Below are 12,541 nucleotides of genomic sequence, written 5' to 3' on the forward strand. Positions count from 1 at the left end.
GTTCGCGCGGCGGCTTCGGCGGGCGCGGCGGAGATCGCGGCGGACGCGGTGGCTTCGGTGGAGACCGTGGGGGCCGTGGCGGCTTTGGTGGCCGTGACGACCGCGGCGGACGCGGTGGCTTCGGCGGCGGGCGCGGCGGAGATCGCGGTGGCCGTGGCGGCTTCGGCGGCGGACGCGGCGGCTTTGGTGGCCGTGACGACCGCGGCGGCCGTGGTGGCTTCGGCGGACGCGGCGGTTACCGCGGGTAAGTTCTGCACGGTATCCAAGCTTGCGCAGCACGATGGGGAGGCGTCCAACTGGATGCCTCCCTTTTTCGTACACGGTGCGCGCTAGGCTTCCATGCTCTCAGGGAAGATGCTATGGACAACTGGGGGATTGCTCGCTCGATTGCATAGATTTCGCAGTGATAGATCACTCGTGACGGTTATCAACGGTTATTTCTCGACTCATTGAGTAGACGATAAGTCCGCAAGCTCTTGACCTGCATCTTTTATAGTACATTCCTCGTGTCTACTCGGTGTGTCCAAATATAACCGTTGATATCCGTTGCGAATGGCGTTACAAGGGTCTTTGAACCAAAATGAGGGGCCGTTCTTTCGAGCGACCCCTCAAAACAACTAAGCTGTTTTCGTACGGTTTAGCCGAAGTAGCGCTTCAGCAGGCCGGCGAACGCCTTGCCGTGACGAGCCTCATCGCGGGCCATCTCATGCACGGTGTCGTGGATGGCATCGAGGCCGGCGGCCTTGGCGCGCTTGGCGAGGTCGAACTTGCCGGCGGTGGCGCCGTTCTCGGCCTCAACGCGCATCTCGAGGTTCTTCTTGGTGGAGTCGGTCACGACCTCGCCCAGGAGCTCGGCGAACTTAGCGGCGTGCTCGGCCTCCTCGTAGGCAGCCTTCTCCCAGTACAGGCCGATCTCGGGATAGCCCTCGCGATGGGCAACGCGGGCCATGGCCAGGTACATGCCCACCTCGGAGCACTCGCCCTCGAAGTTGGCGCGGAGGTCGTTCACGATATCCTCGGAGACCTCGGGGAGCTTGCCAACGCCCACGATGTGCTCGGCGGCCCAGGTCATCTCGGTCTCGGACTGCTTGATGAAACGGTCGCCAGAGACGCCGCACTGCGGGCACTTGAAATCAGCGGGCAGCTCCTCGCCGTCGAACTCCTCAACATAACCGCAAACGGGGCAAACGAACTTCATGGTGTACTCCTTCTTTTGCAGGCGATGCGCGTCGACCCAAGTTTCCCCTCTGTGGGACGGTGCGCGGTACATCTCGATTATGACAAAATGTTGCTTGGATTGCTTCATATTGAGATTGATTCTCAAAAGTACGCATGACCTCCACAGTAAGTTTAATGCGGAGAACTCGGATGCGTCGTGCGTGTTGGCTATCGCGTGTTGGCGTCTCACACGCTCGCAGGTGACTAACAGCCTTCTTCAGTTCGGTACAAGTTGATACGCTCTATGATGAACGAGCTGTATTACAGTACGGGTAGGGGGTGGGGAATGATTCCGGACTTCGATAACGATGGCAGAATCGAGCAATGGGAGGGCACTGCTGCCGATGCATGGCAAAAGCATGCGCGGGGACGGTTGCGGGGCGATGGGTCCAACGTGCCGACTGTCTCCGCAACCTCGAATGGGGGCAGCTTCTCCAGTCGTAGGGGCGAGGCTCGCAGTTCAAGTGCTTCAGGATGTGGATGCGACAATGTTGTGCTTGGGTGTGGGCTTATTATTGGCGTGCTGCTCGCGCTGGCGATCGTAATCGTTGTTTTCGTCAATGCATTTATATAGGGTGGCTCACATAGGAGTAGCCCACGTGTCCTTTTATGAGCGGTGGTTTGAAGATCCGTTGCGTGGGCGGTGCAGACGCTCTGTGTCTTCGCACCGCCCGCTGTGAAAAAACGATTCCCCTAGACCGTCATGCCGCCATCAACAGGCAAGACCGCGCCGGTAATATATGAAGCGAGGTCACTTGCAAGGAAGACGAAGGCGTTCGCCACGTCCTCGGGCTGTCCTACGCGCCTTATGGGGATGGCGTCTGCGATGGGCTTAATCATCTCTTCAGGTAGCGCCGCAACCATGTCGGTGGCAGTCACTCCAGGAGCTACGGCGTTTACTCGGATGCCGAGCGGCCCAAGCTCGCGGGCGAGGGAAACGGTAATTCCGTTCACTGCAAACTTGCTCATGGGGTAACCTACGCCCGAGGGCTGCCCATTCTTGCTCACCATTGAGCTGGTATTTAGGATTACGCCACCTTCACCGAGTGTGCGAGCCGCGGCTTGGCATCCATTGAGTACGCCTTTCACATTGGTATCGATGACGCGATCGAATTCTTCTGGCGTGTAGTCACCGAGAGGCGTGGATTGTGAGATACCAGCGTTGTTCACTATGATGTCGAGACTGCCAAAGTGCCTGGCAACCTCTCGAAACGCTGCCTCAAGTTCGGATTCGTTGGTGATGTCAGGGGAAATGCCCATCACGGGCGCGTTGGGAATCTTGGCGAGAATGGCCTCAACCCCTTTCTGAGCGGTTTCGGGCCGACTTCCGCAAAGCGCGACATTTGCTCCTTCTTCCAGGAATCGCTTCACGATGGCCAGGCCGATGCCTCTTGATCCCCCTGTGACAACGGCGGTTTTGCCTTGAAGCAGCATAGTTGCTCCTTTCATGTTCCCGGGCGATTCGCTGGTGCTGCGCGGCGAGTTTCTATATCGCCTTTCGTGGCCCGGAAGATTGCCTGCAAAGACGGCGTACCCCGGAGGGGAGATTTGATACTGCGAGTTCGTTCGAGTTCGACGTGTGGCGACACGTGATTCGGTGGAGCGATGGGAGACTGGCTTGTTTGGGCAGCCCTGCCGCTTGGCCTTGTCTGCTGGAGCACGGGCTTGATCCACAGAGAGCATATGAGCGATCGATACAATCATCGGATCGAACAAATGTTTGATCTTGGAGCAAACTATGCATGTTGAGCAGACTACCTACGATGCTTCATCAGTTGAATCAATCTTGCGGTACGCACGCCAGCTTGAGGGTACGACGTTGCGTGATGCATGCGAGATTGACGAGGTCGCCAATCCCAGGAAGCGTCGCGGCAGCTTCGGCAATGCGCTCGAGAAGTATTTCTTTCACTACGATATCAACAACAGTCCTGACGCGGATTTCAGGGAAGCAGAAACAGAGCTCAAGTCCACACCGCTTCGCAAAAAGAAAAATGGCGAGTTTTCGGCGAAGGAACGTCTCGTTATCAGCAAAATCAACTATATGACCGTGGTCGACGAGACATGGGAAACGAGCTCGTTGCAGAAGAAGCTCCATAAGATACTTCTCGTGGCGTATGAATACGATCCGGAAACGAATCCCGTCGATTACCTAATTAAGGTCGTTGATTTGTGGGGTATTCCCGCGTCGGATGTTCCGGTATTCAAGCATGACTGGGATACGGTGGTGGAAAAGGTTCGCCACGGAAGGGCACATGAGTTATCTGGCTCGGATACGCTGTATCTAGAGGCGGCGACAAAGGGCGCTACGGGAAGAGACCGCACCAAGCAGCCATATTCGGCAATTCCGGCGAAGCCGCGGTCATGGGCGATCAAGCCCTCATACATGACAGTAACCCTTAATGGCCTGCTTGATATGCAGAGTATTCGCCGAAATCAGGCTGAGCGAGAAACTGACTTGCTCGCATTGATTCAGAAGCGCTTCGAGCCGTATATCGGCATGACCGAGGACGAGCTTGCTGAGGCATGTGGCTATGACGTCGTGGGCAGACGCAAGCCGAAAAGCCTTTGCGCGCTCATCACGAAGCAGTTATTGGGCATAGATGTGCGCTACAAGATCGCGGAGTTCGAGAAAGCCGGCATCAAGACGAAAACGATGCGCCTGCAGCGAAATGGCGTGCCCAGGGAGTCGGTCTCATTCCCAACGTTCAGCTATTTCGATGTTTCCGAGCAGCCGTTTGAAGAGAGTGATTTCTACGGCTGCCTGCGCCAAAAGTACCTCTTTGTTATCTATCGAGAGGAAACGGAGGAGCGGGGCGTGTTCCGGCTTGCTCAAGTGCTGTTCTGGCAAATGCCGGATCGAGACTTGCTTGAGGCCAAGCGGTGCTACGAGGAAATGCAGCGGCGAATCAACGCGGGGCATGCCGAGCGATCGGTTACATCGAGGGAGAATCGTTGCTGCCATGTGCGCCCGCATGGGCGTAACAAGGCCGATACGCTTCCCACGCCGTATGGAACGCAGGAAACGAAAAAGTGTTTTTGGATCAATGCTCGCTATATCGGCGAAGAGATCGATAGAGTAGAGCGGGAATTAACGGAGGCGACCGCGCGGGCGGTGCGCGAGAGGATCGATCGGAGCAACGTGGCGGGGCAGGTAATACGAATCGCAGAACTGTTCGCGGGAGTCGGCGGATTCCGACTCGGGCTGGAGGGCTACGATGACCCGCGGTACCCGGAATTCGCGCTGCCCGCCGCCGGACCGTTCGTCACGGTGTGGGCGAACCAATGGGAGCCTCAAGGTTCGCCGCGCCGTCAGTTCGCGGCGCGCTGCTATGAGGAGCGCTTCGGCAAGGGTTCCGTGGTGAACGAGGACATTGCCCGTGTGCTCGACGAGTATGAGGCTGGACGCATCGACATTCCCGATGTCGATATGGTGGTTGGCGGATTTCCGTGCCAGGATTACTCTGTGGCGCGCCCGTTGTCTCAGGCGAGCGGCATCGAAGGAAAGAAGGGCGTCCTATGGTGGGAGATCTATCGATTCCTGCAGCTCAAGGGACGTCCGCGCTATGTGCTACTGGAGAACGTCGATCGTCTGCTCAAAAGCCCCGCGTCGCAGCGCGGCCGTGACTTCGCTATCATTCTTTCCTGTTTGTCGACGCTCGGCTATGCCGTGGAGTGGCGCGTTGTGAGCGGTGCGGATTACGGGTTCCCGCAGAAGCGCCGCCGTGTGTATATCTACGCCGAGCAGACGAATGAGGCATGGGACCTTGAGGAGCGCCTGAGCAACGGCGTGATGGCAGAGGCGTTCCCGATGGAGCTCGTTGGTGCAACTAGGGAGTTCGAGCTGCTCGGCGACCCATATGAGAACTCCGAGCACTTCGGTGCAGGGCTCAAAGTATCGCCGTTCGAACTCGCCGGCGTTATGCAGGGTGGGCATGTCGCGACCGTCAAGGTAGCGGCCGCATATTCTGGCGAGCGAACGGTTTTGGGCGACGTGCTCGTGCCCAACGAGGAGGTTCCCGAGTCGTATTACGTTGAGGACGACAAACTCGAGGCCTGGCGTTACCTCAAGGGCCGCAAAAGCGAGCCGCGTGTGAACAAGAAGACCGGCTTCGAGTATCGGTACTCTGAGGGAGCGATGGCATTTCCGGATGCGCTTGATGCGCCGGCCCGCACCATTCTTACAAACGAGGGGGGGGGTCGGCCTCACGGACCAAGCATATCATCCAGACATCCGATGGTCGCTACCGCCGCTTGGTGCCCGACGAGCTGGACCAGCTACAGGGCTTCCCAAAGGGCTGGACGGATACCGGCATGACCGACGGCCACCGCGCCTTCTGCATGGGCAATGCGCTCATCGTCGGCATCCCGCACCGTATCGGTGAGGTGATCGCGCGGAGGTTGGGGTAGGCAACGGCGGGGTTGCCGTCCACTCCATTCGCGCCGCCGGGGTGCTCCTCGTTGCAAGCTGCGTATTCTCTGCTACCGAATGCTTGGGATCGTATAAGATCTGATCCATATCGATTATTCGTTATGGTATCGAGGTTGGCAATGCAGGAGATATACGAGCGTCTGCGACGAGAAACCGGTCTTCGCATAGGTATTCTCGATGCGGACCTCGTCGATCATGGAACAAGACATCCCAACCTCGCGTTATTAAAAATCGCTTCGTTTTGCAAGGCGCATGGACACCACGTTGACCTCTTGTTAGATTACCTGCATCTGGAGCAATACGATGCCGTCTTTCTTTCCTGCGTCTTTTCGTTCACCACGATAGAGCGGGGCGTTCTCGACCTTTCGAATGTGTACTGTGGCGGTACGGGAATTTTTCCCGATGGTGGAGAAGATTTGCCGTATGACGTCGAGCATGCGCATCCCGACTATACGTTGTATGAGCCGTATGTTGAACGGGAGCTTGCCCGTGGTAGAAGGCGGAGCGCTCTTGCGGATTACCTCGATTACTCTATTGGATTTACCACGCGCGGGTGCTTTAGGAAGTGTAGTTTTTGCGTCAATAAAAAGTACGCTCGTGTGTTTGCCCATGCTCCGGTAGAAGAGTTCCTTGATTCGGAACGTCCCTATATTTACCTGTGGGATGACAACTTTCTGGGATTCAGCGGGTGGCGTGAAATCCTTGGTCAGCTCAATGCGACGGGCAAGCCGTTTCAGTTTCGCCAAGGTCTCGATATCAGGCTCATGACAGACGAGAAGGCGCTTGTCCTTTCTCGCTCTCGCTACCACGGTGATTTCATCTTTGCCTTTGACCATATCGAGGACCGAGAAATCATTGAAAAGAAGCTTCGAGTTTGGCGTACGTGGACAGACCGAGGCACGAGGCTCTATGTGCTGAGCGCATACGATTCGCAGGACGAGCACGATATCGAGTCCATCTTTATGCGCATCTCCATCCTCATGAAATACGATTGCCTGCCGTATATCATGCGTTATGAGAGCTACAAACAGAGCAAGTGGCACTCGTTGTATGTCAACATCGCGCGATGGTGCAATCAGCCTCAGTTTTTCAAAAAGAAATCGTTCCGAGAGTTTTGCGAGGCCAACCAGGCATATCACAAGACCAAGAACACGATGTGCTCCGCGTATCAAGCTATGACAGTTTTTGAACGTGAGTTCCCGCGTATTGCAGAGCGGTTTTTCGATTTGCGGTTTGAAGAGGAAAGCATGTTGAAGCGATTCGGACGTCCGTTCTTTACGAAGCCCTCTCATGAGGTTCTGGAGGAGCAGCGTGCGTACTGGGGTCGGTTTGTTCGCGGCGATATGAGCGAGCTCGAGACGCTTTCGGCGTATTTCGCAAAGAAGCTCGACATCATGTGCGTAGAACATTTCAAAGAAGCAGAACAATCGGGGGGGGGTACTTCGAAAAGCTCTTTGCGCTTTTTCGGGGTGCCTCGCTTGAAGAGATCTTTACCTCGGTGCTCGAATATCCCGATACAGAGCTGGTAACTACGGCGAATGTGCCTCAGTTTAGCAGTCTTGATTCGGCATTGCGCGTCCCCGAGATTTTGGAGGCAATCGGAGAGGCTCAATCTTTTGACCAGCTAGGCGTCTATTTAGATGATGGCGTTGGTAAAAAGACGACCGCTAACAAGAAGTATGGCGAGAACCATGCGAAGCTGGCGACACTTCTTGATCTGTCGGACATCGTATCCGGGTCTCCTATGAGCGTGCGCACCAGCCCGTTTAGCGCCTTGTTCTGCTCGTTGTCTTGCAAAGACCAGAGGGCGATGGCGGCGCGGCTTATGTTCCGCATCCCTGTTGTGCGGCAGATTCTTGTTGATGCGAAGACGGATGTTGTAAACCCGGCTTCATATCTCAAGCCGTTTTCCGAAAGCACGAAACGACGTCGACTTCCGAATCTCCGTACCTTGTTTTCCCTACTTGAAGAGCAGGCGACGGGGAGCGATTGCTCTTTGCAAGATGCGCTGCACAACGTGAGGTTCTCATGAGCTTGAAGGATTTGGAGATACAACCGTCCTACGAAACGCTTGAGGGCACTGATCCGGTCAATGGCTTCTATGTCCCCGCTCTGGCAGAGTCCGTCGAATATGATCGAAGCGTTGGCTTTTTCTCTTCTGCGAGTCTTGCGCTGGCGGCGCGCGGCGTTGCTGGCCTTATTCACAATCGGGGGAAGATGAGGCTTGTGGTAAGCCCTCATCTTTCAGAGCGTGACGTTGCGATCATCAGGCAGGCGGAGAGCAACCCGGAATCTGTGATTGAGTCCATCATGAGCGAGGTTTTGATGGATGTCGACGCCCTTGCTGACGAAATCGAACACGACCATGTTCGTGCTTTAGGATGGATGCTGGCAAAGGGATACCTTGAGCTCCGTATCGCATGTGTCATAGATGAGAACGGCGATATTCTTCAGGATCAACTCTTTCATCAGAAGGTTGGTATTCTGCGTGATGCCGAGGGATACGCCCTTTCCTTTAGCGGGTCAATTAACGAAACGGCATCGGGTTGGCTCTTCAATTCAGAGGAATTCAAAGTATTTAAGAGCTGGGACGAGGGCCAAAGAGGCTTCTTTGAATCCGATGAACGTAAGTTTTCGGAGCTTTGGAATAATCAGCGCGAACGGGTGATGACGTTTGAGCCCAAAGGTTCGTTGAGCAGCTTGCTCGTTGCTGAGGGAAAAGACTTTGATATCGAGTGCAGCTCGCTTGCGAAGACGCGTGCCGCAAGGAACATGAAGCGCATTTCGCTGTTCCCATACCAACGGGAAGCATTTAAAACGTGGCGTTGTCATGAGGGACAGCTGCTGTTCGAGATGGCGACAGGTACCGGTAAGACGCGGACGGCCCTTGCCTGCGTACAGGATCTGCTCATTGCTAAGCCGAAGCTGGTGTGCGTTATCGCTACACCTCAAAGCACGCTTTCGCGGCAATGGGAACGGGAGGTTTCAGCGCTTGGCCTGAAGTTCGATACCAGTATATTTGCTGATTCTTCGGCCGGGACCAGTGCTTCTTGGGCATCGAGCATCCGGGCCGCTCTTGGACGGATTGCCATCGGAATTGATGAGAGCCTCATAGTCTATACAACTCACGCGAGTGCTGCGAACGAACTCTTTATCAAGGCTATCGAGGGGGCTGATCCATCGCTTGCCGTGTGCTTGGTCGGCGACGAGGTTCATGGAATGGGGTCGCGCGAGCAGCGAAAGGCTCTTCTTGAGCGCTATACCTATCGGATTGGCCTCTCAGCGACGCCGTCGAGATGGTTCGATGAAGAAGGCTCGGCACTGTTGCGGTCATATTTCGGTGGCCAGTCGTTTGAGTTTACGATAAAGGATGCCCAGGAGACGGTAAATCCACTTGCCGGCGAGACGTTTCTCTGCCCATACCAATACCATCTCGAGACCGTAGAGTTGTCAGATGATGAGGCGGAAAAGTTTGATAGGCTGACCAAGCAGATAGCAAAGCTTTCTCATCAAGATGACGATGCGGCTCGTGAGCGTCTCGATCAGCTCCTGAGAAAGCGCGCCCTGATTAAGAAGAATGCCGTGGCCAAGCTCGACGGCTTAGATGCCCTGCTAGACCATATTGAGCACGAAGACCTTCTTGTCTTTACCTCTCCGCAGCGCATTGACGAGGTGGAGTCCATACTGGGAAGGCACGGTGTTGCTGCGCACCGATTTACGCAGCAGCAGGGAACGCGTCCCAAGCGTGAGTTCGGTGGCCTGAGCGAGCGGGACTACCTTATCAAGATGTTCAAAGAGGGCGTTCTCCAGGCGCTTGTTGCAATAAAGTGCCTGGATGAGGGGATTGATATTCCTCAGGCCAAGAGCGCCATTTTGCTATCTAGCAGCACAAATCCTAGAGAATACGTTCAGCGCGTGGGACGCGTTATTCGGCGAAGTCCCGGAAAGAACCTTGCTCACATCTACGATTTCGTGGTTGTTCCAGATTGGAGCAGGCTCGAGCTCTATGGAGACATCGAATCCGAGCGCAGGCTCTTCAACCAAGAGCTTGTCCGTATCGAAGACATGAGAAAAAACGCAGTTAACAGCACAGATGTGCTGATTAAAATGCGGGGCCTGTTGGGGAGGGCTTATGGCGATTAATAAACGGATCATGGAAAAGATTCGCGAGCGAGCGGAGGGAGATGAGCGAACCCTTTCGTTTTTGCGCGATCTCATCGTTTTCGAAACGGATGGGCCGGGGCAATACGTCAAAGAATACGAGAAGATTCTGCGTAAGTACTCGCTGCAGGAGGTGAAGAAATGAGGTTCCGCTCCATCGTTATCGAGAATTATCGACAGTACCGCGACCTCAAGCTTCAATTTGAACCGGGCGAGCATGACCTTCAAATCATCGTTGCAGACAATGGCGTCGGTAAGACCAATCTGCTCAATGCCTTTACATGGTGTCTTTATGGCGAAGAGCCTCATCTTGGCAGCTCGGGGAAGAAACAGGACACCAGGCAGCGCACCGAGCCAAAGCTCAACAAAGAGATTATCGAGGAGTGCGTTGAGCGAGGCGGCGGCGTAGCCACCGTTCGCGTTGTTGTTGATATCGAATATGGGGGAGAGCAGGGGCGGACCGTGCTTCGTGCAACTCGATCTGTGCCCTTTTCGGTCAAGGTTGACGGAAGCTATTTCGAGATGGTGTATGACAGCCGTTTCTCGGTCACATGGGTCGAAGGTAAAAATCGACTGCCTTTGTCTGGCGAGCAGGCGCAGGAGTTTCTCAACAAGTTACTCCCCGAGTCGATACGAGAATATTTCTTCTTTGACGGTGAACAGCTCGATTCTTATTTCAAGGCAACGGGCGGCGAGCGCATCAAAGAGGCGGTATATTCGATTTCGCAAATCGATTTGTTCCGCACCATGATTAACCGTCTTGATAACGTAATCAAACAGCAACGTCGCAAAGCGTCTTCTCAGTCCATTGACACGAATGACTATGAGCAGAAACTTTCTGATCAGGAGAGGCTTGCCAAGGGATGCGAAGCGTTCATCAAGGAAAAAGAGGCAGAAATCGAGAAGCTTGAGCAGCAGTTGGCAGAGGTTGACGGACAGCTTCGCGGCGTTGATGATGTGAGGGATATCGAGAAGCGTCGCGATGCTGCGCAATGCAAAGCTGATGAGGCCCGTGCTCAGCTTACGCAGAAGCGCAATGAATACTACGCTTTTGTGCGTGATAGCATCGTTGATTTTTACCTTTATCCCGCAGCATCGGGTGCGCTGAACAGCATTCGGTCGCTTGAGAATGAGGGCCAGCTTCCTCCGGCAATCGATCCGTTGAAGCTATCGGAATCGCTCCACAAGGGAAGGTGCGTCGTATGCCAGCACGAGTTGAGCGATGATGAGCGAAAACACATTGAAGAATTGCTTGAGCAATATCGTGTCGGCAGCGAGACATCAAACATTCTGTCGTCAATGCGAAGCGAGCTGAGGAGAACCGTTTCAACGATTGAGCACTATCCTGCCGCGCGTAATCGCGTTATTCGCGATATTAAGCATGCTGCCAAAGTTCTTGATGCGGCAGAAACAGAGCTTCGAGACCTCGATAAGCTTGCGGGTAAGTATGCTGAGACCAGCGGGAGCATTAAAAAGCTCTACGAAGATCGTGAGGCGTACCAAAAACAGCTTGGCGAATGTCACGAGCAGATAGGAACGAGAAGAAATAATCTCAAACGCGCGCAAAGCGCGATAACTAAGTACAAGAAATTGCTCAATGTTGCTCTGCATCGTAACTCCGAAGCTTCAGAGCTAAAGCGTATCGTCGACTTTGGTGAGAAAGCTCTCAAGGTGCTTAAGGATGCAGAGGCGGCTGTAATCCAAGAGACAAAAAAGAACATGGAGCAGCGGACCGAGGAGCTTTTCAAGGGGCTCGTATGGAAAGAGTCGAAGTGCGACCACATCGAGCTATCTCAAAATTACACGCCCGCCCTGTACGATAAGGCCGGCTTTTCTTGTGCGGGTACCTGTTCAGCTGCCGAGCGATCACTTCTTGCGCTCTCGTTCACCTTGGCTATGCATGAGGTATCGGGATTCGATTCGCCTCTCTTTATTGATACGCCCATTGCGCGTGCCTCGGGTGAAAACCGGGAAAACTTCGCACGTACGCTTGTTGAGGTGAGTAGGCGTAAGCAGTTGATTCTCGCCTTTACACCCGATGAGTATTCGGAATCGATTTCAAATGAATTTGATTCTGCTGCGGCAACATTTATTAGGTTGCGGCTTGATGCAAGTGAGTCCCATGTCATGGATCCGGAGGTTGTTGTTCATGGCTAGTGAAGAATTGAGGCCTGCGCAGTCGACTTTGGGTGTTGACAGTCATGTCGATAGCTCCGTGCTCCCTAGAATGAGTGACCTTTCATTCTTTTCGAAGAGCGCCGATGGTGGCAGGGTTGAGAACAAAGACGTGTTTATGTTTGCATACGCCGTCGGTGTGCACCATGATATGGCGATTGCACCCTCCTCAAAGGTTTCTGGCGGGTACCTGCGTACGACATATTTTTCTGACAAGCAGAATGTCTTGATGCGTGCGGTCCATTACGGCCAGTCGGACTTCACGGACTCTGACTCTCTGCGCGACCAGCATGCGACGTATGAACTTGCAGAGCAATACGCAAACGGCGGTTTTCAGATTATCGAGGGCGACCTTGACCAGAATATGGAATCTGAAGAACTCGCAAACTCCTACATCCAGGAAATGGACAAGCTCTACGAGCAGTACACAGGGAAGGCGATTGACGCGTAGCGGTGCATATTTCGCGCTCCGTGCGGAGAGATGACAAAGCTCCAGGTGAGCAATCGATGTGATGTCGCGCTGCATTTTTTGTCCGCACGAGGTTGTACCTTGATGCC

11 protein-coding genes are annotated in these 12,541 nt (G+C 54.4%); 9 read left to right on the forward strand and 2 right to left on the reverse strand.

What is annotated here, in order from left to right:
* The coding region (locus tag HGEM_RS08900) for a hypothetical protein (RefSeq protein ID WP_019129085.1) at positions 1 to 333 on the forward strand (333 nt) is incomplete at its 5' end.
* 304 nt (positions 334 to 637) lie between these two features.
* On the opposite strand, the gene HGEM_RS08905 is transcribed toward HGEM_RS08900, so the two are convergent.
* The gene (locus tag HGEM_RS08905) at positions 638 to 1,198 is read right to left on the reverse strand and encodes a ferritin family protein (RefSeq protein ID WP_019129086.1); all 561 of its coding nucleotides are present in this window, start codon (positions 1,196 to 1,198) and stop codon (positions 638 to 640) included.
* Positions 1,199 to 1,911: 713 nt separating this feature from the next.
* Positions 1,912 to 2,652, reverse strand: coding sequence for an SDR family NAD(P)-dependent oxidoreductase (locus HGEM_RS08910; protein ID WP_019129087.1), 741 nt, complete (start codon positions 2,650 to 2,652; stop codon positions 1,912 to 1,914).
* A 304-nt stretch (positions 2,653 to 2,956) separates the two neighbouring features.
* Here HGEM_RS08910 and HGEM_RS10525 point away from each other — a divergent pair, with 304 nt between their 5' ends.
* The 8 genes from HGEM_RS10525 (at position 2,957) to HGEM_RS08940 (ending at position 12,434) form a co-directional block, all read left to right on the forward strand.
* Positions 2,957 to 5,533 carry a Sau3AI family type II restriction endonuclease gene (locus tag HGEM_RS10525; RefSeq protein WP_230197263.1) on the forward strand — a complete coding sequence of 859 codons (2,577 nt, stop codon included), beginning with the start codon at positions 2,957 to 2,959 and terminating at the stop codon, positions 5,531 to 5,533.
* Positions 5,473 to 5,625 (forward strand): hypothetical protein, encoded by a 153-nt coding sequence (locus HGEM_RS10530; RefSeq protein ID WP_230197264.1) that lies wholly within the window; start codon positions 5,473 to 5,475, stop codon positions 5,623 to 5,625. Before HGEM_RS10525 ends, HGEM_RS10530 begins: the two co-directional genes overlap by 61 nt.
* 141 nt (positions 5,626 to 5,766) lie before the next feature.
* Positions 5,767 to 7,176: a radical SAM protein gene (locus HGEM_RS08920; protein ID WP_019129088.1), complete on the forward strand. Its 1,410-nt coding sequence runs from the start codon at positions 5,767 to 5,769 to the stop codon at positions 7,174 to 7,176.
* Positions 7,146 to 7,679, forward strand: a complete 534-nt coding sequence (locus tag HGEM_RS08925) for a hypothetical protein (RefSeq protein WP_019129089.1) — start codon at positions 7,146 to 7,148, stop codon at positions 7,677 to 7,679. Before HGEM_RS08920 ends, HGEM_RS08925 begins: the two co-directional genes overlap by 31 nt.
* A complete protein-coding gene (locus HGEM_RS08930) occupies positions 7,676 to 9,790 on the forward strand; it encodes a DEAD/DEAH box helicase family protein (protein WP_019129090.1) in 2,115 nt (704 codons plus the stop codon). The genes HGEM_RS08925 and HGEM_RS08930 overlap by 4 nt, the downstream gene beginning before the upstream one ends.
* Complete coding sequence (locus HGEM_RS10275) at positions 9,780 to 9,953, forward strand: hypothetical protein (RefSeq protein ID WP_019129091.1); 174 nt, start codon at positions 9,780 to 9,782, stop codon at positions 9,951 to 9,953. The genes HGEM_RS08930 and HGEM_RS10275 overlap by 11 nt, the downstream gene beginning before the upstream one ends.
* Positions 9,950 to 11,965 (forward strand): AAA family ATPase, encoded by a 2,016-nt coding sequence (locus HGEM_RS08935; protein ID WP_019129092.1) that lies wholly within the window; start codon positions 9,950 to 9,952, stop codon positions 11,963 to 11,965. The genes HGEM_RS10275 and HGEM_RS08935 overlap by 4 nt, the downstream gene beginning before the upstream one ends.
* Positions 11,958 to 12,434, forward strand: a complete 477-nt coding sequence (locus tag HGEM_RS08940; RefSeq protein WP_019129093.1) for a hypothetical protein — start codon at positions 11,958 to 11,960, stop codon at positions 12,432 to 12,434. The genes HGEM_RS08935 and HGEM_RS08940 overlap by 8 nt, the downstream gene beginning before the upstream one ends.
* Positions 12,435 to 12,541: the final 107 nt, after the last annotated feature.

Source organism: Enorma massiliensis phI (assembly GCF_000311845.1).
Classification (GTDB): Bacteria; Actinomycetota; Coriobacteriia; order Coriobacteriales; family Coriobacteriaceae; genus Enorma; species Enorma massiliensis.

Excerpts from the sequence above, each read along its gene's own strand:
- HGEM_RS08940 (WP_019129093.1), top strand. The coding sequence starts at position 11,958 with ATGGCTAGTGAAGAATTGAGGCCTGCGCAGTCGACTTTGGGTGTTGAC.
- HGEM_RS08920 (WP_019129088.1), top strand. The coding sequence starts at position 5,767 with ATGCAGGAGATATACGAGCGTCTGCGACGAGAAACCGGTCTTCGCATA.
- HGEM_RS10275 (WP_019129091.1), top strand. The coding sequence starts at position 9,780 with ATGGCGATTAATAAACGGATCATGGAAAAGATTCGCGAGCGAGCGGAG.
- HGEM_RS10525 (WP_230197263.1), top strand. The coding sequence starts at position 2,957 with ATGCATGTTGAGCAGACTACCTACGATGCTTCATCAGTTGAATCAATC.
- HGEM_RS08930 (WP_019129090.1), top strand. The coding sequence starts at position 7,676 with ATGAGCTTGAAGGATTTGGAGATACAACCGTCCTACGAAACGCTTGAG.
- HGEM_RS08905 (WP_019129086.1), bottom strand. The coding sequence starts at position 1,198 with ATGAAGTTCGTTTGCCCCGTTTGCGGTTATGTTGAGGAGTTCGACGGC.
- HGEM_RS08910 (WP_019129087.1), bottom strand. The coding sequence starts at position 2,652 with ATGCTGCTTCAAGGCAAAACCGCCGTTGTCACAGGGGGATCAAGAGGC.
- HGEM_RS08935 (WP_019129092.1), top strand. The coding sequence starts at position 9,950 with ATGAGGTTCCGCTCCATCGTTATCGAGAATTATCGACAGTACCGCGAC.